Origin of the sequence: Glutamicibacter sp. NPDC087344, assembly GCF_044744225.1 — a bacterium.
In the GTDB taxonomy this organism is placed as follows: Bacteria; Actinomycetota; Actinomycetes; order Actinomycetales; family Micrococcaceae; genus Glutamicibacter.
In genome coordinates, this window is the sequence record NZ_JBIUXY010000003.1 from 434,485 (window position 1) to 458,320 (window position 23,836).

Annotated in this window: 23 protein-coding genes; 21 read left to right on the forward strand and 2 right to left on the reverse strand. The window is 58.9% G+C overall.

From position 1 onward, the window contains the following. Nucleotides 1-14: 14 nt before the first annotated feature. The 16 genes from ACIOWL_RS07310 to ACIOWL_RS07385 all read left to right on the forward strand — a co-directional run bounded on the left by ACIOWL_RS07310 (nt 15) and on the right by ACIOWL_RS07385 (nt 15,316). Nucleotides 15-1,721, forward strand: coding sequence for a ribonuclease J (locus ACIOWL_RS07310; RefSeq protein ID WP_400383133.1), 1,707 nt, complete (start codon nt 15-17; stop codon nt 1,719-1,721). Nucleotides 1,722-2,011: 290 nt separating this feature from the next. Continuing rightward, the gene (locus ACIOWL_RS07315) at nt 2,012-2,746 is read left to right on the forward strand and encodes a hypothetical protein (protein ID WP_400383135.1); all 735 of its coding nucleotides are present in this window, start codon (nt 2,012-2,014) and stop codon (nt 2,744-2,746) included. Nucleotides 2,747-2,937: 191 nt separating this feature from the next. Further along, nucleotides 2,938-3,396, forward strand: a complete 459-nt coding sequence (locus tag ACIOWL_RS07320) for a hypothetical protein (RefSeq protein WP_400383137.1) — start codon at nt 2,938-2,940, stop codon at nt 3,394-3,396. A gap of 47 nt (nt 3,397-3,443) precedes the next feature. Continuing rightward, entirely contained in the window at nt 3,444-3,905 is a 462-nt protein-coding gene (locus ACIOWL_RS07325) for a hypothetical protein (RefSeq protein WP_400383139.1), read from the forward strand. A 183-nt stretch (nt 3,906-4,088) separates the two neighbouring features. Continuing rightward, the gene (locus ACIOWL_RS07330; RefSeq protein ID WP_400383141.1) at nt 4,089-4,493 is read left to right on the forward strand and encodes a TM2 domain-containing protein; all 405 of its coding nucleotides are present in this window, start codon (nt 4,089-4,091) and stop codon (nt 4,491-4,493) included. A gap of 237 nt (nt 4,494-4,730) precedes the next feature. After that, complete coding sequence (locus ACIOWL_RS07335) at nt 4,731-5,564, forward strand: ABC transporter ATP-binding protein (protein WP_400383142.1); 834 nt, start codon at nt 4,731-4,733, stop codon at nt 5,562-5,564. Next, nucleotides 5,561-6,250, forward strand: a complete 690-nt coding sequence (locus ACIOWL_RS07340; protein ID WP_400383144.1) for an ABC transporter permease — start codon at nt 5,561-5,563, stop codon at nt 6,248-6,250. The genes ACIOWL_RS07335 and ACIOWL_RS07340 overlap by 4 nt, the downstream gene beginning before the upstream one ends. Then, nucleotides 6,247-6,993 (forward strand): ABC transporter permease, encoded by a 747-nt coding sequence (locus ACIOWL_RS07345; protein ID WP_400383146.1) that lies wholly within the window; start codon nt 6,247-6,249, stop codon nt 6,991-6,993. The genes ACIOWL_RS07340 and ACIOWL_RS07345 overlap by 4 nt, the downstream gene beginning before the upstream one ends. Continuing rightward, nucleotides 6,990-7,901 (forward strand): ABC transporter substrate-binding protein, encoded by a 912-nt coding sequence (locus tag ACIOWL_RS07350; protein WP_400383148.1) that lies wholly within the window; start codon nt 6,990-6,992, stop codon nt 7,899-7,901. Before ACIOWL_RS07345 ends, ACIOWL_RS07350 begins: the two co-directional genes overlap by 4 nt. Before the next feature lie 102 nt (nt 7,902-8,003). Beyond that, complete coding sequence (locus ACIOWL_RS07355; RefSeq protein WP_400383150.1) at nt 8,004-11,033, forward strand: DNA translocase FtsK 4TM domain-containing protein; 3,030 nt, start codon at nt 8,004-8,006, stop codon at nt 11,031-11,033. 4 nt (nt 11,034-11,037) lie between these two features. Then, nucleotides 11,038-11,643: a CDP-diacylglycerol--glycerol-3-phosphate 3-phosphatidyltransferase gene (pgsA, locus tag ACIOWL_RS07360; RefSeq protein WP_400383152.1), complete on the forward strand. Its 606-nt coding sequence runs from the start codon at nt 11,038-11,040 to the stop codon at nt 11,641-11,643. Nucleotides 11,644-11,756: 113 nt separating this feature from the next. Then, a complete protein-coding gene (locus tag ACIOWL_RS07365) occupies nt 11,757-12,209 on the forward strand; it encodes a CinA family protein (protein WP_400383154.1) in 453 nt (150 codons plus the stop codon). 195 nt (nt 12,210-12,404) lie between these two features. Then, nucleotides 12,405-12,818: a helix-turn-helix domain-containing protein gene (locus ACIOWL_RS07370; protein WP_400383156.1), complete on the forward strand. Its 414-nt coding sequence runs from the start codon at nt 12,405-12,407 to the stop codon at nt 12,816-12,818. A 63-nt stretch (nt 12,819-12,881) separates the two neighbouring features. Beyond that, nucleotides 12,882-13,145 (forward strand): DUF3046 domain-containing protein, encoded by a 264-nt coding sequence (locus ACIOWL_RS07375; protein ID WP_400383158.1) that lies wholly within the window; start codon nt 12,882-12,884, stop codon nt 13,143-13,145. A 234-nt stretch (nt 13,146-13,379) separates the two neighbouring features. Beyond that, nucleotides 13,380-14,432, forward strand: a complete 1,053-nt coding sequence (recA, locus tag ACIOWL_RS07380) for a recombinase RecA (RefSeq protein ID WP_400383160.1) — start codon at nt 13,380-13,382, stop codon at nt 14,430-14,432. Between the two features lie 149 nt (nt 14,433-14,581). After that, nucleotides 14,582-15,316 (forward strand): regulatory protein RecX, encoded by a 735-nt coding sequence (locus ACIOWL_RS07385; RefSeq protein ID WP_400383162.1) that lies wholly within the window; start codon nt 14,582-14,584, stop codon nt 15,314-15,316. A gap of 4 nt (nt 15,317-15,320) precedes the next feature. On the opposite strand, the gene ACIOWL_RS07390 is transcribed toward ACIOWL_RS07385, so the two are convergent. Beyond that, on the reverse strand, nt 15,321-15,491 hold the full coding sequence (locus ACIOWL_RS07390; protein WP_400383164.1) for a hypothetical protein: 171 nt from the start codon (nt 15,489-15,491) through the stop codon (nt 15,321-15,323). Between the two features lie 123 nt (nt 15,492-15,614). Here ACIOWL_RS07390 and miaB point away from each other — a divergent pair, with 123 nt between their 5' ends. From miaB to dapF, 3 genes are read left to right on the forward strand one after another with little or no spacing between them, the layout of a single operon-like run. After that, complete coding sequence (gene miaB / locus ACIOWL_RS07395) at nt 15,615-17,147, forward strand: tRNA (N6-isopentenyl adenosine(37)-C2)-methylthiotransferase MiaB (protein WP_400383166.1); 1,533 nt, start codon at nt 15,615-15,617, stop codon at nt 17,145-17,147. Between the two features lie 4 nt (nt 17,148-17,151). Next, nucleotides 17,152-18,069, forward strand: coding sequence for a tRNA (adenosine(37)-N6)-dimethylallyltransferase MiaA (gene miaA, locus ACIOWL_RS07400; RefSeq protein ID WP_400383168.1), 918 nt, complete (start codon nt 17,152-17,154; stop codon nt 18,067-18,069). A 39-nt stretch (nt 18,070-18,108) separates the two neighbouring features. Continuing rightward, complete coding sequence (gene dapF, locus ACIOWL_RS07405) at nt 18,109-19,041, forward strand: diaminopimelate epimerase (RefSeq protein WP_400383170.1); 933 nt, start codon at nt 18,109-18,111, stop codon at nt 19,039-19,041. A 36-nt stretch (nt 19,042-19,077) separates the two neighbouring features. Here dapF and ACIOWL_RS07410 read toward each other — a convergent pair whose 3' ends face one another. Continuing rightward, nucleotides 19,078-19,686 carry a class I SAM-dependent methyltransferase gene (locus tag ACIOWL_RS07410; protein WP_400383172.1) on the reverse strand — a complete coding sequence of 203 codons (609 nt, stop codon included), beginning with the start codon at nt 19,684-19,686 and terminating at the stop codon, nt 19,078-19,080. A gap of 420 nt (nt 19,687-20,106) precedes the next feature. Here ACIOWL_RS07410 and hflX point away from each other — a divergent pair, with 420 nt between their 5' ends. After that, entirely contained in the window at nt 20,107-21,675 is a 1,569-nt protein-coding gene (hflX, locus tag ACIOWL_RS07415; protein WP_400383174.1) for a GTPase HflX, read from the forward strand. Next, nucleotides 21,668-23,665: an ATP-dependent DNA helicase gene (locus ACIOWL_RS07420; RefSeq protein ID WP_400383175.1), complete on the forward strand. Its 1,998-nt coding sequence runs from the start codon at nt 21,668-21,670 to the stop codon at nt 23,663-23,665. Before hflX ends, ACIOWL_RS07420 begins: the two co-directional genes overlap by 8 nt. Nucleotides 23,666-23,836 lie beyond the last annotated feature (171 nt).

Here is a 23,836-nt window from a genome sequence, read left to right on the forward strand (position 1 = left end):
GGGTATAACCGCATATGACTGAGAATTCAGTAGGAAAGGCCGATTCTGCACGCATGCAGACTCCGGCCAAGTTGAAGAAGGGGACAATGCGTATTGTTCCCCTCGGCGGCTTGGGCGAAGTTGGCCGAAACATGACCGTTTTCGAGCTCGACGGCAAGCTGTTGATCATCGACTGCGGTGTGCTCTTCCCCGAAGAGCACCAGCCTGGTGTGGACCTGATCCTGCCGGACTTCTCATACATCAAGGATCGCTTGGACGATGTGGTGGGCCTTGTGCTCACCCACGGCCATGAGGACCACATTGGTGCGGTGCCGTACCTGCTGCGCCTACGCGAAGACATCCCACTGTACGGGTCCAAGCTGACCCTGGCCTTCGTTGAAGCCAAGCTGGCTGAGCACCGCATCAAAGCCAACACCAACATCGTGGTGGAAGGCGAGATCGCTCAGGTCGGCAACTTCGAGTGTGAATTTGTTGCGGTCAACCACTCCATTCCAGACGCACTGGCAGTGTTCCTGCGCACCGAAGCCGGTACCGTGCTGCACACCGGCGACTTCAAGATGGATCAGTTGCCGCTGGATGGACGCATCACCGACCTGCGCCACTTCGCACGTTTGGGTGAGGAAGGTGTGGACCTGTTCCTGCCGGACTCCACCAACGCCGAGGTTCCGGGTTTCACCGTGGCCGAACGCGAAATCGGTCCGGTCCTTGAAGCCAAGTTCGCCCGCGCCCGCCGTCGCATCATCGTCGCGTCCTTCTCCTCGCACGTACACCGTGTGCAGCAGGTGCTCGATGCCGCGGCAATGCACGGTCGCAAGGTGGCATTCATCGGACGCTCGATGGTGCGCAACATGGGCATCGCCGAACGCCTGGGCTACCTCGATATCCCGCAGGGTGTTTTGGTCGACCTCAAGCAGATCGACCAGCTGCCGGACCACAAGGTGGTGCTGATGTCCACCGGTTCGCAGGGCGAGCCAATGGCAGCGCTCTCCCGGATGGCCAATGGCGAGCACAAGGTGCAGATCAACCCGGGCGACACCGTGATCCTGGCCTCCAGCCTGATCCCGGGTAACGAGAACTCGGTTTTCCGTGTCATCAACGGCCTGATGCGCCTTGGCGCCGAGGTCATTCACAAGGGCATGGCCAAGGTGCACGTCTCCGGCCACGCCTCCGCCGGCGAGCTGCTGTACTGCTACAACATCCTGCGTCCGAAAAATGTGTTGCCGGTCCACGGCGAAACCCGCCACCTGATTGCCAACGGCCGACTGGCCGCACAGTCGGGGGTGCCGGAGGAGAACGTGCTGTTGGCCGAGGACGGCTCGGTCATCGATCTCAAGGGCGGGGTTGCCCAGCTTGTCGGGCAGGTTGAATGCGGTTACGTCTACGTGGACGGCTCAAAGGTCGGCACCATCACGGATGACGACCTCAAGGACCGTGTCACCCTGGGTGAAGAAGGCTTCATCTCGGTGATCACCGTGATCAACCGCCAGAATGGCACCATCATCTCCGGGCCGGACATCCACGCTCGCGGTGTGGCCGAGGAAGATTCGGTCTTTAACGAGATCAAGCCAAAAATCGCGGCGGCGATTGTGGAGGCGGTTTCGAATAATCCGAACCACACCACTCACCAGCTGCAGCAGATTACCCGTCGTGTGATCGGCTCGTGGGTCTCCCGCAAGCTGCGCCGTCGACCCATGATTGTGCCGGTAGTTCTCGAAGCATAGGTCCTCGAAAGCTGCCCAAAATAAAAGAACTCCACTTTTTGGTGGGGTTCTTTTATTTTGGGGAAAACGATCATGAAACAGCCTGGCTACCTGCCAGTGCGATGATTTTCCCGCTACTCGGATCGTATTGCACCCCGCGCACCATCAAGTCAGCCCCTGAATTGAATCCAGATCACGACTGAGTGCGAAATATTGTGCCACGACCAGCCAAAATGTCGAACCCCTCACATAAACTATGGTGAAGTCGATATCGCCTAGATATTGCACTCGCATTCACACTGGGGGAATTCATGGGAAAAACTCTGTTAAAGCGCGCCCTGGGCTCGCTTGCAGCACTTGGACTTGTCGGTGCTTTGGGCTTCGCCGCAGTGCCGGCACAAGCCAGCGAACGTCCGATAGATATTACCGGGTACACGGTTTCATCAATCACCGTTGCGGATTCAAGCTGCCGCAATGTTTCGGTGAAGGCCAGCACCAAGGTTAAGTCGGATTTTGTTGATTCCTACGGCATTATCGACGTCACGCGCAACGGCGGTCTAGTTGATTCGTTGTGGATGGACGGCCGGAAGATTTCGGACAGGGCTTTTATCTGCCCTAGCTATGACGGGCTCGGCGTTTACAAGGTGGGTCCAGCTGACATCAGCGCCGAATACGACTACTGGGATTCGTATTTCGGTGACTATTTCTCGGACTACAGCTACTACACGGACAACACCAGCAAGACGTTCAACGTTCGCGGGAAAACCAAGAGCACGCTGAAGGCCACCCGTTCGGGAAGCAAGGTCACCTTGACCGCCACTGCGCAGGTGTATGCGCCGGAGAAGTACCGTTACGCGCAGTACAACGCCAAGAAGGCGAAATTCCAGGTGAAGTCGGGTAAAACCTGGAAAACCTTGAAGACTGTTGACTTGAAAAAGGGAACGGCGAAAATCACCGTGAAGCAGTCGAAAAAGAAGAGTTACCGGTTGACGATTCCGACGGCAACCTGGGCGGCATCAACCACCACAAAAACCGTGGCCAAATAGCCGGATCAGGTATTCCGCTCGCGCCACAAACTCAAAAGGACCTGCCACCGCGTTCGCATGGCGGGTTCTTTTTTTGTGCCTCCGGGGTGCCAGAAGCGGACCCATACCGACGTTTAACGGCGCCTCAGAAAAACGACACGTCAATGAGCGTATCGTGACGTGTTTTGGTGGCATCGGGTTAGGATGAGCGCATGATCCATCAACGGGCGCGTGCGCTGGGCACCATGAATAAGCAACTGTTTTTTGCGGCTGTCGGCTTGGGCGCAGTAACTGGCGCACTAACGGTCATCGTGATGTTTGACCCGGTAAATTCTGCTGCAAGCCTAGATCTTGAATTCTTATTCACGATTCTGCCCATCGCGCTGCTGTGCGGAGTTGGGGTGGGTGTCCTCTCATGGGCAGGGACGTACGCGGCACTGGGGATCTTGGAATTCCGTGCTCCCGAGGCGACTGCTCTTCTCCAAGCGGCAGGCGGAGGTCTAGGCTCCATGGCTGGCGGCTTGCTTCCAGCCCTAGTGATTTTCACTGCTGTTCTGAGTGAGGACCCGGATGTGGGGATAATCTACAGCTTGTCCGGTGGGCTGCTGGCGGTGTGTTTCGCCCTCGCCTTCGGGGTGATCTTGGTGCTGAACCGATCCAAGAACAATTGACGGGAGAACCTGTGCCTTCTAACGAATGTGGCCCACTGGCAGGGGTTATGCCGCGCCAGTCACAGCGGATCGCACCACGGATGGTTCTTGGATTCGGCCTCGCGGGCGCACTTCTGGGGTCCATTGGCGGGCTCGTTGTCCACTGGCAGGGTGTTCTGAACAGCACTGGCGAAGTCGCGCCCTGGGGAGAACTTGGCATCATCGTTTTCGTGAGCCTGCTTAACGGGGCGCTGCTCGGAATCGTGGCGGGCTTGATCCCCGGACTCGGCACGCTTGGTGGCCTGGCGTTGCACCGTCGATGGAATGCATCAGTCAACGAGACACCTCGACGGCTGTCAGGCCTCGCCGGTGCTGCGGTGTCAGCAATGCTAGTTGCATGCGGGGTGCTCGCGGTCGTCTTGCCGTCCGCGCATGCTGAATTCTGGCTCTGGACCATGAGCACGTATCTTGTGGTTTCCATGCTCACCGCATGGATCCTGATCTCCATGTCCTTGGCTCGCGACTCATGACTCGAGGACTGTGGAAGCGGAAGTCCCACTGGGCGCGGTAGTTGGCGTTATCACTCATCTATCGCTAGTGTGGTTTCCGGGGAATCTATATATCAGATGTGTTTATGACCGACTAGCGAGTCATCATCACGCCCAGTTCCCGCATCATCATCACCATCGTCAGTCGACCTTCGAGGATACTTCATGTCTGTTCCACCAAATCAGCGAAACTACCCCAACAGCGGTAACCCTTACCAGTCAAACCCGTACCAACAGCAGAACGGCAGCGGAGAAGGTGGCAAAAGCTTTATCGCCACCTGGCTGCTGTCATGGTTCCTCGGCGGACTGGGAATCGACCGTTTCTACCTGGGAAAGGTCGGTACGGGAATCCTGAAGCTGGTTACCTTCGGTGGATTGGGCATTTGGGCACTCATTGACATCATCCTGATCCTGGTTGGTGCCATGCGTGATAAGTACGGATACCGCCTTGCCGGGTATGAGCAGCACAAGAAGACCGCATGGATTATTACGATTGTCCTGCTCGTGCTGGGAATCAGCTTCGGGAGCCTGAGCGCCCCGTCCTATATCGAGCAGTGGCAGTCCTTCTAAAAAGTTGTCAATGACCCCGCGAAATCTCGCCGAGAATTTCGCGGGGTCATTGTTTTGTTTTCTCCTAAAAGTTTCTGATCTGGGATGACAAACTGGACTAATGCTGAAGATTCACGCGCGGCACTGTGCCGGAAGCGTTTGATTGGGCAGAATGGGGCAAATGAACGCACCGACAGATCTCCAGAGGCCAGCTGCTCAGCGCGCGCCGCAGATCCAGGATGCAACAGGTGTCCGCCCATGATCGAATTCGATGCAGTCAGCAAGAGCTACCTGGGCGGCACCACGGCGGTCAGCGAATTCTCGCTCGAAGTGCCCGCGCATCGCACTACGGTGTTCGTCGGTTCTTCCGGGTGTGGCAAGACGACACTGTTGCGCATGGTCAATCGCATGGTTGACCCCTCCGCCGGGAGCATTAGGATCGACGGGCAGGACGTCGGTACAGGGTCCGCAGTACAGCTGCGTCGAAGCATTGGCTATGTCATGCAGAACGCCGGACTGCTGCCGCACTTCACCGTCGCGGAAAATATCGCCACGGTGCCACGGCTGGAGGGAACCCCCCGCGGTAAGTCCCGCCAGCGAGCACTGGAACTCATAGCGACGGTGGGACTGGATTCCAGCCTTGCCGACAGGTACCCGCACCAGCTCTCCGGTGGCCAGCAGCAGCGCGTCGGCGTCGCCCGGGCACTTGCCGCGGAACCGAACATCCTGCTGATGGACGAGCCCTTCGGCGCGGTGGACCCGATCGTCCGCACCGAGCTGCAGCAGGAGCTGCTGCGGCTGCAGCGGGAGCTGGGCAAAACCATCATCTTCGTCACCCATGACATCGAGGAAGCGTTCCTGTTGGGAGACCAGGTGGTCATCCTCTCAGGTCAAGCCCGGAAGCTTCAGGTGGGCAGCCCCAGCCAGATCATCGAATCTCCGGCTAACGATTTTGTCGCATCCTTCATCGGGGCCGAACGCGGTCAGCGTGCCCTGCGCCTCAAACAGACGCCCACCGGGACAGTGCTGGTGGACTCCCAGGGCAAGACCCAAGGGCGCTTGGTCGACGAGCAGGACCTAAATCGGGCATGAGCTGGATCCTGGAGAACCTCGACCTGATCGGGACGCTGGCCCTGGAGCACCTGCGCCAAAGCCTGTGGGCGATTGCCGCAGGATTCCTGGTCTCGCTGCCACTGGGCTGGGCTGCCTGGCGCTACCGGGCGCTGCGCGGCCTGGTGGTGACCGGTACCGGCCTGCTCTACACCATCCCGTCGCTGGCGTTGCTGATGATCGTGCCTGTCATCACCGGGATGAGCGCCATCAGCGAGGCGAACCTCATCGTGGTGCTGATCCTCTATGCGCTGGCCATCATGGTCCGCTGCGTGGTGGATGGCCTGGACTCGGTTGATCCGCAGACGCGTTCGGCCGCCACAGCCATGGGCTTCGGCCCTGGACGGCGCTTCGCCGCGGTGGAGCTTCCGCTGGCCGCCCCGGTGATCCTCGCCGGTCTGCGTGTCACCGCGGTCAGCACCATCTCGCTGGCCACCGTGGGCATTCTGATCGGTGTGACGAACCTAGGCTACCTGTTCATCAACGGGCTGCAACGACGCATCATCCCCGAGGTGCTTGCCGGTGTCCTCGCTGTGGCGCTGATCGCATTGCTCATCGATCTGCTGCTGGTGCTGGCCGGCCGTTGGCTCATGCCTTGGGCCGCAGCGCAGCCGCTTCGCGCACGCCGGGACCGGAAAGCCGCACCGAAGGCAGCAGGCATCCTATGAACTTGCTGCTCGAAGCCTTTGCCTGGCTCACCGACCCCGCCCAGTGGAGCGGGGCCAACTCGTTGCTGCTCCTGCTGGGCCAGCATCTGATGTACACGTCGCTCGCCGTCGCGATTGCCGCGGTCATTGCCATCCCGGCCGGCTGGGCCATCGGCCACACCGGCCGGGGCCGAGAAATCGCGGTGGCCGCTTCCGGGCTGGCCCGGGCAATTCCCTCCTTCGGTCTGCTGATCCTGTTGGTGTTGCTGGCAGGGGTGCTGCACAAGCCGGAAGCCGCAATCATCACTTTCGTACTTCTCGCCATTCCGTCCATCCTGGCCGGCGCTTATACCGGGCTGGAAACCATTGACCGGAAAACCATTGACGCCGCCCGCGCCATGGGCATGACCGAACACGAGATCTTGGCCAAGGTTGAAATCCCGCTGGGGCGGCCGCTGTTGGTGGGGGGCCTGCGCTCTGCCATCTTGCAGGTGGCCGCCACCGTCACCATCGCCGCCTACATCAACCTCGGAGGACTAGGCCTGCCGATCATCACCGGCCTGAACCTCAGACGCTACGATATGGTGCTCGGCGGCGCGCTCATGGTCGCGGCGCTAGCGCTCGTCCTGGAACTGTTGATGGCCCTGGCCCAGAAGATGTCCGTGCCTCGCGGCTTGCGGATCACGCACGTCTCCGCCGCCAGCGACGGCGAAAGCACCCTTGCATTAGAGATAGATCGCCCCATTGAAAGGACACGAACATGAAGTTCCCAACGCACAAGGCGCGGGCAGGTTCGGTACTGGCACTGGCCGGAATGCTGGCACTGGCTGGATGCGGCTCCAGCGATCCGCTAGCCACCGAGCCCAGCGCCGGCGCCTCCGGCACTGCGGACAAGAGCGTGGTCGTGGGATCACAGGCGTACTATTCAAATGAGATCATCGCGGAGATCTACGCCCAGTCGCTGGAAAGGGCCGGGTTCACCGTGGAACGGCGGTTCAACATCGGGCAGCGCGATGCGTACATGCCGCAGTTGGAGAACGGCAGCATCGACATCATGCCTGAATACACCGGAAACCTGCTGCAGTATTTCAAGCCAGACACCATCGCCCGTGCATCGGATGAGGTCTACTACGAACTCGGCAAGGCGCTGCCCGACTCCCTGGCGGTGCTGGACCAGGCCCAGGCCTCGGACCAGGACTCCTATACGGTCACCGAGAAGTTCGCCCAGGACAATAGCCTCTCCTCGATCGAGGATTTGGCGAAAGTGTCACAGAAACTCACCCTCGGCGGGCCACCGGAACTGGCCGAACGGCCTTACGGCCCGAAAGGCCTAAGCAAGATCTACGGAGTCGACGTGGCTTTCTCCGCCACGGGAGACACCACCGTGGAAGACCTGAACGCCGGAACGGTAAATGTGGCCAACGTGTTTACCGCGGACCCGCGGATCAAAACCGACAACCTGGTAGTCCTGGATGACCCCAAGGCACTATTTCTCGCTTCCAACGTGATCCCGGTGATCGAAGCCGACAAGGCCGAAGAGCTTGCGGTAGTTATCAATCCGGTCAGCGCCAAGCTTTCCGCCGACGAACTGATCGCCCTGAACGTCCAGAGCACGGTGGACCAGAAGTCCGCGGACGATATCGCCAGCGCCTGGCTAGACAGCAACAGCTGATTCCTCCAACCTGCGTGCGTGATTATTCTCTAGCGCCTCTTGAGGGTGTGAGTTCACGTGTATATTCGGTACGTTCCCAGCCGTTGGCGATACCCTAGAATTATGGCCCCACGTACCCAGTCTCAGGGGGCGAAGAAACCTACGACGCGTAAACCCAAGGCGTCAGGCACTTCGTCTTCCAAGAAACCCACCGACAATCCGGAGCAGGACCTGCCTCTGCCACTGCGTGTTATTCGCAGCGTGTGGATGGGCATTGCCCGGATCTTCGGTGGTGCCTTCCGACGTATTGGCGGCACCGTCAAGCCCGACTACGAGCTGCGCCGCGACGGCACCGGGCTGTTCCTTGCCCTGATTGCCATTGTTGTGGCGATCATCGAATGGTGGGGACTACGTGAGTCCGGCTGGTTCGGCATCGGTGTGCATGCCGTTGTCGGCGGAACCCTTGGGTTTATGGCGGTGCTGCTGCCGATCATCTTGTTTATCGGCGCCTTCCGGTTATTCCGGTACCCGGAAGCGGTGACCGAGAACAACCGCATCGGCATTGGGCTGCTGATCATGACGTTGTCCGGTTCAGCCCTGGCGTCTTTGGCCAATGGTTCCCCGGCGGTCTCCGAAGACTTTGACGTGCTGTGGAACGCTGGCGGCATGGCCGGCTCCATCTTGGGTACCCCGCTGGGACTGTTGATCTCGGTACCCGGTGCCATGGCAGTATTCATTTTCCTTGAATTCATGTCGGTACTGATTGTCACCGCAACTCCGATTACCCAGATCCCCACCCGCATTCGTACCGGTTACAACCGGCTCCTGGGCCAGGACCCGGATACGGTACGCCCGGCCCGCGCCACGCCACGCAACACCGTGTCGGACACCGAACTGACTCCGGATTCCGAGGACCACGATCAGTCCTACCTGTATCCGCAGGAAGAACAAGCCGCTCCCGTCAAGAAAAAGAAACCTGGATTTTTTGAGCGCCGCGCGGCGGCCCGCAAGGTCACCGAAGTATATGACGTGGACGGCCACGCCGATGCCGAACGAAGCGGTGACATCGCCTATGACAAGGCGGTCATAGACGAAGAAGAAGCGCATCCGGCCGAGGCGGCCACCACCGCATTGCCGGCGGTGCACCGCAACCGTTCGGCAGAGGTATTCGATGCAGATGAAGCGGCCACCCAGGCGCTTTCTCGGGAACAGCTGATCTCCGAACATCCGACGGTCGCCCATGCCACTGTAAACCTCGACGAGGAACCCGAGGATCTGCAGCCCGAGACCCAGACACCTCCGCCGGGCGTCAAACGACCCACCAAGGCCGAGGCCGAGATGGCTCAGATCATGGAAAGCATTGGGCTGAAGTCCGAGCCTGAGGCGGCCACCAGCGCCATGGACCAGGTGTCCTCGCGTGCCGCGGGCCTTTCTGGCTCTCCGCAGGCCCCCATTCCGGCCCGGACCGAACAGCTGCAACTGTCCGGGGATATTACCTATACGTTGCCCGCGGCCGACTACCTGCCCCCGGGCCCGCCAGCCAAGGAAGCCTCGGAAGCAAACCAGGTAGTGGTTGATGCGCTGACCAACACCTTGCAGCAGTTCAAGGTGGACGCCAAGGTCACCGGGTTCTCCCGCGGCCCCACGGTTACCCGCTACGAGATCGAGTTGTCGCCCGGCACCAAGGTGGAGAAGGTCACCGCGCTGTCCAAAAACATCTCCTACGCCGTGGCCTCCTCGGATGTGCGTATCCTGTCCCCGATTCCGGGCAAGAGCGCCATCGGCATCGAAATCCCCAATACCGACAAGGAAGTTGTCGCCCTGGGCGACGTCTTGCGCAGCCAGAACGCGCGCAAAACCGAGCATCCAATGGTGATGGGTGTGGGCAAGGACGTCGAGGGTGGTTTTGTTGTCGCCAACCTGGCCAAGATGCCTCACCTGTTGGTCGCCGGTGCGACGGGCGCAGGTAAATCGTCATTCGTGAACTCGATGATCACCTCGATCCTGATGCGTTCAACCCCGGACCAGGTCCGTATGGTGATGGTTGACCCCAAGCGCGTGGAACTCACCGCCTATGAAGGTGTTCCGCATCTGATCACACCGATCATTACGAACCCGAAAAAAGCCGCGGAGGCGCTGGGTTGGGTTGTGCGTGAGATGGACACCCGCTATGACGACCTGGCGAACTTCGGCTACAAACACATCGACGACTTCAACAAGGCAGTCAAGGCCGGCAAGGTGCACCCTCCGGAGGGTTCCAAGCGTGTGCTTAAGCCCTACCCGTACCTGTTGGTGATCGTGGACGAGCTGGCCGACTTGATGATGGTCGCCCCACGCGACGTGGAAGACTCGATTGTGCGTATCACCCAGCTGGCCCGCGCCGCCGGCATCCACCTGGTGCTGGCGACCCAGCGCCCGTCCGTGGATGTGGTCACCGGCCTGATCAAGGCCAACGTGCCATCGCGTATGGCGTTTGCGACCTCCTCGGTCACCGACTCCCGTGTGGTCCTGGACCAGCCGGGCGCGGAGAAGCTCTTGGGGCAGGGCGACGCCCTGTTCCTGCCGATGGGCACCTCGAAACCCATGCGTGTGCAGGGCGCCTGGGTCACCGAGTCGGAGATCCACCGCGTGGTGGAACACGTCAAGGCCCAGCTGCAGCCCGAATACCGCGACGATGTCATGCCGGTCGCGGAAAAGAAGAAAATCGACGAGGATATCGGAGACGATCTGGAGCTGCTGCTGCAGGCTACCGAGCTGGTGGTCACCAGCCAGTTCGGCTCCACCTCGATGCTGCAGCGCAAGCTGCGTGTCGGTTTTGCCAAGGCCGGGCGCCTGATGGACCTGATGGAGTCGCGCGGCGTGGTGGGCCCTTCAGAGGGTTCCAAGGCCCGCGATGTGCTGATCAAGCCCGACGACCTGCCTATGGTGCTGGCCGCGATGCGCGGGGATGACCCAGCCGCAACGCCGGCTTCCGCCACCGAGCAGGCACTGGTGAATGAGGCGAATGTGAACCATGCAGATCCGGTGGCAGAATATGCTGAGGACCTGGTTGCCAAAGACCTGGATGACCGCCCGCAGGCCGTCGATTATTTCGACGGCTCCGACGACGAGGGCTCCGGTGAGGATGCCTGGGACCTGACAGGGAGAAACTGACATCATGAGTGATCAAGCTTCGCATGACGCAGCACAGCCGGTTCCGACACTGAATATCGCCAATGTGCTGACCACCATCCGCATCATCATGGTCCCGTTTTTTATCTGGGCCCTGTTTGCCGATGAGAGCACCTACGGCCTGTGGCGCTGGATCGCCTTGGCGCTGTTTGTCTTGGCAATGTATACCGACAAGCTGGATGGGGACCTTGCCCGCAGCCGCGGATTGATCACCAATTTCGGTAAGATCGCCGACCCCATCGCGGATAAGCTGCTGACCGGCTCGGCACTGGTCAGTCTGTCCATCCTGGTCGAGCTGCCGTGGTGGGTCACCTTGACCATCCTGATCCGCGAGTGGGGTATCACCCTGTTGCGGGTGGTAGTCATCCGGTACGGCGTGATTCCCGCGAACATGGGCGGCAAGATCAAAACCGTCATGCAGGCCGTGGTTATTGGGCTGTATTTGCTTCCGTGGACCCACACCATTGAATGGCTGTACACCGTTTCGTGGTGGCTGATGCTGGCAACCGTTGCGGTCACCGTGGTGACCGGCATTGAGTACATCTTCAAGGCGGTAGCGGTACGCACCGCCTACAAAAAGAACGCTGAGTAGTCAGCCGAATCACTCGGCACATCATCCGGTGCGCGTCGGGTAACTACCCGATGCGCACCATCCATATTCCCGGGGAGCGACATATGAGGCACCAGGCACCATCAGTGATATCAATGGCCAGCGAACAGAAGCTTCAGATTGCCACCGCTGAATCGCTTACCGCCGGTTTGATCGCAGCGACCCTCGCGGAGGTCCCAGGCGCTTCGGCCGTGTTGCGCGGCGGTGTAGTGAGCTACTCCAGCGATGTCAAAATCTCGGTTCTCGGAGTTGATGCCTCGCTGTTGGCAGTAAGCGGATCGGTGGACCCCGAGGTTGCTCGACAGATGGCTGTTGGTGCTCAACGTGCCTGCGGAGCAGATGTGGCAGTGTCTGCGACAGGGGTTGCAGGCCCCGAAGCCCACGATGGCAAATCGGTGGGAACTGTCTTCATTGGCTGGGCGTTCAACAACGAATCGGGTTCCCGCGAGCATCATTTTGTGGGTGACCGGGCACAAATCCGTGAACAGAGCACCCAAGCCGCCATCAATCAGCTAGCTTCCATATTGGGTAAAGCTTCTTCACAGTAACGCCAGAAATACTGTTTTTCCCGAGAATTTCCGAAATCAACCGAAGTTTTGTGGCGTAGATCGCAAATCTATGATTAGGGTAATAACACGGGAACAAATTCGAATGACATGTCGTTGTACGAACTGTAGGGCCACAAGGATGGCCCCCGTAATGAATAGATCTTCGAGATGGACCTAGGAGCAAAGGCTAAATTTATGGTCAAGCAACCCGTCACAGTCAATGGTGTTGTCCGTTGGCGCGATATGGGAGAAGCCCGTATGGTCCAGCCCGTGAAGGAGGAGCACAAAATGGTAGTACTCCGTCATGAAATCGGTGACGTCCTGCGAGACGTCCGCCAGCGTCAGGGTCGTACCCTCCGCGAGGTTTCCCATAGCGCTCGTGTTTCATTGGGCTACCTATCGGAAGTTGAACGTGGACAGAAGGAAGCCTCCTCGGAGCTGCTCTCCTCGATCTGTTCCGCGCTGGAGATTCCACTTTCGCTCATGTTGCGTGAAGTATCGGAGCGCATTGCGCTGGCCGAGGGGATCGCGATCCCGGACACCGTGCCAACCGATATGGCCAACGAGTTCGCGGCAACCCGGAACGACAAGCCATTGGCGTCGGTCTAGGGTTTACATACTTGGTAAGGGTTGCCGGTTGACGGCTGGCCCGACGGGCGAGGGTCCACGCAAATGCGTGGGCCCTCGCCTCATTCGTGGGAGACTGTTTCAGTGCGACTTAGTGACTTTTGGCGGAATATGGAGAATGAATTCGGCCCGCGGTACTCACATGTACTGGCCGACTCCATGGCCCTGTCTGAACTTGATAGCTTGACGGCCAGTGATGCCTTGAAAAAGGGGATCAAGCCGAAACAGGTGTGGGAAGCGTTGTGCCGTGCGCAAGATGTACCCGCTGAACGTTGGCTTGGGGTCGACATTGAACCCAAGGAATCGTAGCCCCCATCGGGCAGTTTCGAGTATTCGAAACACTCACGTTGATTTTCGAACATCTATTCGGATAGAGTTGTGTGTAAACGAGGCGGAGCACCGTCTGTGAAAACTTAAACTCAGGGTTTGTCCACACTTTTTGGATCCACGGGTCCAAAGTGTCGGTAGGCGCTCATACTGTCTAATGCAGGACAAAAAATCGTGGGCAGGTCGATTGATGGCTTGCATAAGCAAAGGTGAACCATGGCAGCAAATAATGATCGGGAAAAGGCGCTCGAGTCTGTTCTAGGCCAGATCGACAAGGCCTTCGGTAAGGGCTCGGTCATGCGCCTGGGTGAAGAAGCTCGCGCCCCCATTGAAGTAATTCCAACCGGCTCGGTCGCACTGGATGTCGCTCTGGGTATTGGCGGGCTTCCGCGTGGTCGTGTTGTTGAGATCTACGGTCCGGAATCTTCGGGTAAGACCACCGTTGCATTGCATGCGGTAGCTAGCGCCCAGCGTAACGGTGGCATCGCCGCATTCATCGATGCTGAGCACGCGTTGGATCCGGAATATGCCAAGAAGCTCGGTGTGGACACGGATGCGCTGTTGGTTTCCCAGCCGGATACCGGTGAGCAGGCCCTGGAAATCATGGATATGCTGGTTGGCTCCGGAGCCTTGGACATCATCGTCATTGACTCGGTGGCCGCTCTGGTTCCACGTGCTGAAATTGAAGGCGAAATGGGCGACAGCCACGTGGGTCTTCAGGCGCGTCTGATGTCCCAGGCGCTGCGAAAGATTACCGGCCGCCTCTCGGCGTCGAAGACTACCGCAATTTTCATCAACCAGCTTCGTGAAAAGATTGGTGTCTTCTTCGGCAGCCCGGAAACCACCACCGGTGGTAAGGCCCTGAAGTTCTACGCTTCGGTTCGTATCGATATCCGCCGAATTGAAACCCTCAAAGAAGGCACCAACCCTGTTGGTAACCGAACCCGTGCAAAGATCGTCAAAAACAAGATGGCTCCTCCGTTCAAGCAGGCTGAGTTTGACATCCTGTACGGTCACGGCATTTCTCGCGAAGGTTCGCTCATCGATATGGGTGTCGAGCACAACCTGGTGAAGAAGTCCGGTGCGTGGTTCACCTATGATGGCGACCAGCTTGGTCAGGGTAAGGAAAATGCCCGCCGGTTCTTGCGTGATAACCCGGACCTGGCCACCGAGCTGGAGCGTCAAATCTTGCAGAAGCTTGGTGTATTACCAGCAGAGGAAGTTGAGGAAGAAGAGACCGAACTGCGAGTCGTCGAGGGCGATAAGTAGTGAGCTCAGGCTTCAAACGACGTAGCGTCCGATCCGGATTCAGTTCCGGATCGGACGCTACGTCCGTTTCCAACGAATTTCAGGGGGACCTCGCCGATATGCCCGAATGGGCCCGGCCCGATCCGGCTGAAATCGAAACGACTGAAGCCGTGGATGAAGACTCTGCCTCAAAAAGCGCCGGGGAGGACGTGCAACAGCCGCTGGCAGGCAATCGTCGAGTGATCGCCAGCATGCCGGTTCAAGAAAAAAAGAAACCGGAAAGCGTGGATGAGCTTCGCGCTGCGATGAATGAGATTCTCTCCGCTCCCGCGCCGGCATCACCCACGAAAAAGGAACGAAGCCAAGCACGTCAAGCCAAACGGGCCGCTAGAGCCGACGGTGAAGTTGAGCTCCTGGGTGATGATCAATGGCGAGAGAAGGCTCGCGGTATTGTTTTGCGGCAGCTCACTGCGAGCGATAAAACGGCTAAACAGCTCAAGGACAAACTCTTAGCGCAAGAATGTCCCGAAGACATTGCCGATGAGGTAATTGAACGCTACGCGCAGATCAATCTCGTGGACGACGAGCGTTTTGCCACGACCTGGGTTACCGCCCGGGCGCGTTCCAAGGGCTTGGCACGCGGCGCGATCAAACGCGAATTGCGGACCAAAGGCATCGATGATGAGACCGCGGCGCAAGCCCTTGAACAGATTGATGACGAGTCCGAAGAACAACGCGCCAGAGAACTGGTTCGAACCAAACTACGACCAGAATCCATGGGGATTGACCGCGACAGGTCTCTGCGCCGGTTGGTGGGTATGCTCGGGCGCAAAGGCTACAACGGCGGCATGGCGTTTAGAGTCGCCCGGGAAGAATGGGACGCACGTTTCGGGCAGCACGATTAGGACTTTACGCGCGGCTGCCGCTGGGGTGCCGCGCGCCGGAACACTCAGGCAAAAACACCGACGTTGATCCGCTGCGTGCATCGCTTTCGGGATCCGGGATCGCGCGCAGGTCCACCGGTGATCCTGGCGGGATTGCCAAATCGGTTAGCGACCCGCGTGCGGTAGGGATGCTCACCCAGGTCGATGGCTGACCAGGTGACCTTAGTCGTTGCTCAAAAGATGATTTGAGTATTCTCCCATTCAACCCATTTGAGGTGCTCACGTTTCACCAAGCGCAGCAATTCGGTAATCTGGATAGGTGACTGAGCTAGCTTCCAACCCCACACCCACACATTCCGAGACCGCGCCACGTACCTATGAGGTGCGTACCTACGGTTGCCAGATGAATGTCCATGACTCCGAACGCCTGTCTGGATTGCTCGAAGACGCCGGACTAGCGCGAAAGTCGGATGAGCAACCCGACGAAGTCGCTGACGTTGTTGTGTTCAACACCTGTGCTGTGCGCGAAAATGCCGACAATAAACTCTACGGCAACCTCGGTATGCTCAAGACGGTGAAGGATTCCCGCCCGGGGATGCAAATAGCCGTTGGCGGATGCCTAGCTCAGAAAGATCGAGACACCATCATCAAAAAAGCCCCCTGGGTTGATGTGGTTTTCGGGACCCACAATATCGGCTCCTTGCCTGCGTTGCTGAACCGCGCGGAACATAACAAACAGGCCGAGCTGGAGATTCTTGAATCACTGGATGTCTTCCCCTCGACACTGCCTACTCGACGAGAGTCGGTCTACGCAGGGTGGGTGTCCATCTCGGTAGGTTGCAACAACACCTGCACATTCTGCATCGTCCCTTCGCTTCGAGGCAAGGAGCGCGACCGCCGTCCGGGCGAAATTCTCGCGGAGATTCAGGCACTGGTTGACGACGGGGCCATCGAAGTGACCCTATTGGGCCAAAACGTGAACTCCTACGGCGTCGAATTCGGAGACCGTTTGGCCTTCGGCAAGCTGCTGCGTGCCTGTGGCGAAATTGAAGGCTTGGAGCGTGTGCGTTTCACCAGCCCGCACCCGGCGGCCTTCACCGACGACGTTATCGAAGCCATGGCAGAAACCCCGAACGTGATGCCTCAGCTGCACATGCCGCTACAGTCCGGTTCCGACCGAGTGCTCAAAGAGATGCGGCGTTCCTACCGCTCGAAGAAGTTCCTCGGAATCCTGGACAAGGTACGCGACCGCATCCCGCAGGCAGCGATCACCACCGACATCATTGTCGGATTCCCCGGCGAAACAGAGGAGGACTTCCAGGCCACCCTCGACGTTGTCGAGGCCTCCCGTTTCTCTTCCGCCTATACCTTCCAGTACTCGGTGCGTGCCGGCACCCCAGCCGCCACCATGGAAGATCAGCTTCCCAAGGCCGTTGTGCAGGAACGGTACGAGCGTTTGACCGCACTGCAGGACCGCATTGCCAAGGAAGAAAATGCAAAGCAGCTCGGGCGCACCGTGGAGGTCTTGGTGACCGAGAACGCTGGACGCAAGGCTGAGCAGACGCATCGTTTATCGGGCCGTTCGCAGGACCAGCGCTTGGTGCACTTCACCGTCCCAGAGGGTGAACAAACCCCGCGGCCGGGTGATCTGGTCACCTTGCCGATCACCGAGGTCGCCGCATTCCACCTGGTCTCTGACCCGACCGCGGAACAGTACCACCTGCGTCGTTCGCGTGCGGGGGACGCCTGGGATCGTTCGCAGGCGGAGAGCTGCGGTGTGCCGAGCACCGGTGCTAGCAGCCAGCCGGGACGCACCAACCTCGGGATGCCGACCCTGAAGGTCCGTAGCTAAGCGTATGGGTTCTTCGCAACTGCCGGTTATTGCGGTAGTCGGGCCCACCGGTACCGGGAAATCGGATCTGGCTATTGGCTTGGCTCAGCAGCTGGATGGTGAGGTCGTTAATTCTGACGCGTTGCAGTTTTACCGTGGCATGGATATTGGAACTGCGAAGCTAGGGCCATCCGAGCGAGCTGGAATCGAACACCACCTGATGGACACCATGTCGGTTCGCGAGGAGGCCTCGGTCGCAACGTTCCAGCAGCGGGCGCGTGAATGTTTCGCGGAGATACGGTCGCGGGGCAAGGTGCCCATTCTGGTTGGTGGATCTGGATTGTACGTCCGTGCGGCATTGGACGTTATTGATTTTCCGCCAACCGATCCGGGTGTACGAGCCCAGCTTGAAGCCGAGGTGCGGACGCAAGGCGACGGGCAGCTACGACGAAGACTTGCCGAGGTGGATCCGGTTTCGGCGGCTCGGAATCTTGACCAACGCCGGGCTATCCGGGCACTGGAAGTTTTTCTGATTTCAGGTCGCGCCTTCAGCTCCTACATGCCGCAGCGTGAGTACTTCCAACCTGCGGTGCAGATTGGACTAAACTACGAGCGGTCTGCGTTACATGAGGCATTGGAAGCTAGGGTTCACAAAATGGACGCTAGCGGGTTGGCTGAAGAAGTTGTTGCGCTGTTGGAATGCGGGTTGCGTGAAGGAAAAACTGCCTCACGGGCCATTGGATACCAGCAGTACATCGACTTCGTTGATGGGCTGATTGATCGTCCCGCGGCGATAGACCAAACCGTGATCGCCACGCGCAAATTCGCGCGACGCCAGATTACCTGGTTCAACGCGGATGAGCGCGTCACCTGGTTTGACCCTACCGAGCCTGGACTGCTGGACCGGGCGTTGGAAATGATCACCCAGAGAGCTGTGTCCTGAGACGGCCAGCTAAAGAAGTACAAAACTTGAGGAGCACGGATGTACCGCAGTGAACTACAGCAGCTTGCAGGCCTACCCTTTGCCAAAGGGCACGCGACCGGCAACGATTTTGTGTTGCTGGCTGATCCTCAAGGCACCATCGAGGTGAGCTCCGAGCAGGTTGCCGCGCTGTGCCACCGGCGTTTTGGCATTGGCGGGGATGGCCTGATTCGAGCGGTTCCCACGTCAAAGGTTTCAGGGTATGAGCAACAGTTCATTGAGAATCCCAAAGCCTACTGGTTTATGGATTACAGGAACAATGACGGCTCCATCGCAGAGATGTGCGGCAATGGGGTACGTGCGTTTGTGCATTTCTTGATTGCCGAAGGCCTGGTTAACCTCCAGGTAGGGCAGACCCTTCAAATCGGTTCCCGTGCTGGTGTCAAGGAAGTGACACGCCTGGCCGAGGGGTACGCGGTGAATCTGGGACCTTGGGGCTTGATCTTTGAGGAACAAGCGGACACCGATTCCGTTGATTCCATGGTGTTACCCGTCGGCTGGGAGCAGGCACTGCCCGCCCTCAGCATCACCATGGGTAATCCCCATACCGTGGTAGCCCTTCCAGATCAGAAGATGCTCGAGGACCTCAACCTTTTTGCCGCTCCCGAAGTTTCGCCCCAGCCGCCGCACGGCACCAACGTCGAGTTTGTGGTTCCCGGCGTCCCGCTGATCGACGGGGAGAAGGCCAGGGTTCAGATGCGTGTACATGAACGGGGTGTGGGGGAGACCCTGTCCTGCGGTACAGGTGCCTGCGCGGCAGCGGCTGCCATGCGGTATTGGGCGCGGGGAACTGCCCTGATCAATGACTGGTCGGTCGAGGTGCCTGGTGGCACCGTAGGAGTTGAATTCCGGGCGAATGGCGGACCGCGGGAGGACACCATCCTCAGCGGTCCCGCTCAGCTGGTGGCCCGTGGAGTCATCGGCCTAGACTGACGAAAGATATCCGCCCGCCAGTGTGTGGAAACCTGCTTACTGAGCGGGCCGGGTAACTTTCAAAACACGGAATGCTTTCGAGGTGGTTTCCCGGGTGATGCTCCAGTCGCCAGGCAACTGCGCGAGCAGCCACTTCTGCAACGAGTCGCTGCCCAGATTTTTCTGAACTACCATCCATGCTTCGCCTCCGGGAGCTAGCCGGGGAAGCCACAGCATCAAAAGCTCGTGCAGTGCCTCCTTGCCGATGCGGATGGGCGGATTGGACCAGATCGTGTCGAATCGGAGTTCGGGATCTATCGACTCGGGCAGCCCTATCACCACGTTATCTAGGCCGAGGTTCTCAGCATTAATACGTGCCAACTCGATGGAACGTTCGTTGACGTCGACCCCGTAAACAGTTGACTCGGGACTTTGTTCTGCGGCGCTCAGTGCGATGGGCCCCCAGCCGCATCCGATGTCCAGTATTTTTCCGTGGGGAGTCGGAACGTTCTGCAGCAGGACTTCGGTACCCTTATCCAATCCTGAGGGTGAAAAGATCCCGGCCGCAGTCTGGATTTGGCGAATGGTGCCGTTCAATTCAACAGAAATTATGCGGCGTTCGTCAGCCGAAGCGGGGCTGGCACTGAAGTAATGATCCGAACTCATACTCCAAAGTTTATCGTTGTGCGCGCAAGGGCAACACACAGCTCAAGGCAACGTGACAAAGGCAATATGTACCAGGATTCACAAGACTGATAGAGTTTTCCCTATGACTTTGTTCTTCGTCTAATACGTAGCCCACACGGTTACCCGCGATTCGCGGCTATCCGGCGCCAGATTTGTGCGCCCGGACTCCGGAATCTGCAGGCGGCAAAGTCTTTTTTGTTTTCTAGAATCCCACGTGTATTGGGGTTATTGGCTTGCCTTTGCGATCGAGTAACCGGATCAACATCAGCACCGCATGCTGCTCTCGAAAATCTCAAAGGATACTCAATGACCAACGAAGACGTTAATACTGACCGCGCCACCTCGCGAAGTGGGGGTGCCCCGCACTATTCTGGAAAGCGAAGTACTTCAAAGGAGACCATGACTAACTCCGAGTCACACGAGCACGATTCATCGTCCATGGATGACGCCCAGATTCAGGCCGCCATCGACCGCATTCTGGCGGCGGATGAAGCCCACAGTCCAACGGTGCAGCATTTCACCACGGAAGATGAATCCATCATTTCCGGCCAGGCAACGGCACTGAACCGTTTTGCCACCGGCTACACCACCTTTGACGGTGAGCAGGATGACCTAGCGGAACGACGCGCACTGCGACGTGTCGCCGGACTGTCGACCGAGCTTGAAGACGTCACCGAGGTCGAATACCGGCAGCTCCGATTGGAACGTGTGGTGCTGGCCGGAATTTGGACCGAGGGCACCGTTTCCGAAGCCGAGAATTCCCTGCGCGAGCTGGCCGCCTTGGCGGAAACCGCTGGTTCTGAAGTTCTTGACGGGGTTGTGCAGCGCCGTAGCAAGCCGGATCCCTCAACCTACCTGGGGTCGGGCAAGGCGATGGAGCTTCGCGAAATCGTGGCCTCCACTGGCGCCGATACCGTCATCGTGGATGCTGAACTCGCGCCGTCTCAGCGCCGCGCGCTGGAAGATGTTGTGAAGGTCAAGGTTATCGACCGCACCAGCCTGATTCTGGACATCTTTGCCCAGCATGCAAAGTCTCGCGAAGGCAAGGCTCAAGTTGAGCTAGCTCAATTGGAATACCTGTTGCCTCGTTTGCGCGGTTGGGGTGAATCCATGTCCCGTCAGGCCGGCGGTCGTGTCGGTGCCGCGGGTGGTGGCATTGGCTCGCGTGGTCCGGGTGAGACGAAGATCGAGATGGATCGTCGCCGGATTCGCGACCGTATGGCCAAGTTGCGCCGCGAAATCAAGGCAATGAAACCTGCGCGTGAAGCAAAACGTGCAAACCGCCGCCGTAACGAGGTGCCTGCAGTTGCCATTGCTGGGTATACCAACGCTGGCAAATCCTCGCTGCTGAACCGACTGACCAATGCCGGGGTACTGGTAGAAAATGCGCTGTTTGCTACCCTCGACCCGACGGTGCGTCAGGCAACCACAGAGGATGGATTGACCTACACCCTGGCCGATACGGTGGGTTTCGTCTCGAACCTGCCAACGCAGCTGGTCGAAGCTTTCCGTTCGACCCTCGAAGAAATTGCCGATTCGGACCTGATCCTTCATATTGTGGATGCCTCGCACCCCGATCCTGAAGGCCAAATCCAAGCGGTGCGCACGGTTTTGGGTGAAGTTGATGCACTGAACATCCCTGAAATCATCGTGCTGAACAAAGCCGATGTTGCTGATCCGTTTGTCATCGAACGTGTTCGTAACCGCGAATCAAATACCGTGGTGGTTTCCGCGCACACCGGTGAAGGTATCCAAGAGCTCCTCGCCACCGTAAGTTCTTCCATTCCCCGTCCCGGGGTGCAGATGGAGGTGCTTATTCCGTACAACCGCGGGGACCTGATTGCGAAACTGCATCAGAGTGAGTCAGAAATCCTTGACAGCGAACATCTGGAGCACGGCACCAGAATGATCGTGAAGGTGCGCGAATCAATGGCGGCAGAGCTGGAGACATTCAACCTTCATGGATAAGCAAGAGCAGGCCCTTGACCTGTTGGAAGCCGCAGTGACTTCCATGGGCGGTGCCATGCGTACCGGCCAGCAGGAAATGGTCAAGCACGTTGTTACGGCGCTAGAAGATGAGGAGCACCTTTTGGTGCAGGCCGGAACCGGAACTGGTAAGTCTATGGGCTACCTGATTCCGGCCCTGGCCCATGCCCAAACCAGCGCAAAGCCTGTGATCGTTTCCACCGCCACCTTGGCGTTGCAATCACAGATCGTAGGCCGCGACGTGCCGCGGCTCCTGGAATCGCTCAAGGGCAAGCTCTCACGGCCCATGGACGTTGCACTGCTTAAGGGACGTTCAAACTACCTGTGCCAGTACAAACTTGGCGGAGGATACCCGGAGGACGACGAGGGAACTCTGTTCTCCATGTCGGAGCCCGCGGCGCCGAAGGGGCAGACTTTTTCGCCGCTGGCCTCCGAGGTGATGAAGCTGCGCGACTGGGCGGATCGAACCGATACCGGTGACCGCGATGAGCTGGTGCCCGGAGTCAGCGACAAGGCGTGGAAACAAGTCTCGGTTTCTGCGATGGAATGCCTGGGTTCGCAGAAGTGCCCGATGGCGGACGAATGCTTCTCGGAAATGGCTCGCGCCCGAGCAGCTGAATCCGACGTCGTGATCACCAACCATGCACTGTTGGCGGTTTCTGCCTTCGAGGGCCTGTCGGTGCTGCCTGATTTTGATGTTGCAATCATTGATGAGGCCCACGAACTGCAGGACCGAGTCACCAGTTCGGTGTCCGGGGCGTTGTCTCCCCGGATGATCCTCACCGCAGCCGGCGGTGCCAAACGACACTGCGCAGTCAACGTGGATGAGTTGGTGAAGGCCAGCAACAGGCTGGAAAAGGCGTTGACCGGCGTGCCAACCGGGTTGCTGCAGACCGGCCTGCGTGAAGACATGGGTATCGCCCTGAACGACATCGTCGAGCAGTCCCGGTTGGTTTTAGCGCTGACCAAACCCGAAGCCAACGCGCCGGCTGACGGCGGGCGCCAGACGGCCCGGTCACAAATGCAAGCTGTCATGGACGACGCCATCCGGATGCTCGAAGCCGAAGAACGCCGCGAGGTGCTATACACAACCCGTCCGCGTGAATTTGTTGAGGGGCGTGGTTACGTCGAAGCCGACGATAGCCAGCCAGCAACTCTAAACGTTGCACCGTTGTCCGTGGCTGGCAAGCTGCGTGAAGGGCTGTTTGACGGTCGAACGGTGATCCTGACCAGTGCGACCTTGGCCATCGGTGCACAATTTGATTCGGTGGCTGGCTCGCTGGGGCTGATGGGCGCGGGCGCTCCGTCGTGGACAGGTATCGATGTTGGTAGTCCGTTCGATTATCCGAAACAGGGCATCTTGTATGTTGCCAAGCACCTTCCGAAACCTGGGCGCCAGCTGGCGGCCGAGACGCTGGATGAAATTGAGGATTTGATTAAGGCTTCTGGCGGCGGGGCGCTGGCCTTGTTCACCTCCAAACGATCGGCCGAGGAAGCCGCGTCGATTCTGCGTGAGCGCCTGGATGTAGAGATCCTGTGCCAGGGCGAGGCAAGCATGAAAGCGCTGGTACAGCAGTTTGCCGACGAACGGGATACCTGCCTCTTTGGCACCATGACGTTGTGGCAGGGTGTTGATGTTCCCGGAGATTCCTGTCGATTGGTCATCATTGACAAGATACCGTTCCCTCGTCCCGACGACCCGATTTCGAAGGCGCGGACCGAGGACGTGCAGAAGCACGGCGGCAATGGGTTCATGCAGGTTTCAGCAACACATGCGGCGATTCGTTTGGCTCAGGGGGCAGGGCGTTTGATCCGATCGATCTCGGATAAGGGTGTTGTGGCGGTGCTTGACTCGCGCATGGCGACAGCGCGCTATGGGGGCTTTTTGAAAGCCTCCTTGCCGCCGATGTGGCCTACCGTGGACAAAAAAACGATCACCGGTGTGCTCAAGCGTATGGATCCCAACGGCTAGCCCCTTGCGCGAAGACCTACACCGAAGTCTGTAAACAAAGAGCGGTGGGGGGGGGGGGGGGGGGGGGGGGCCCCCCCCCCCCCTGTTGGGGGGCGACAAAAAAGAAAACAAAAACAACAAAAAAACACCCAAAAACGGGGCGCGCGCGCCGCGACGAGGGTGTTTAAGTGG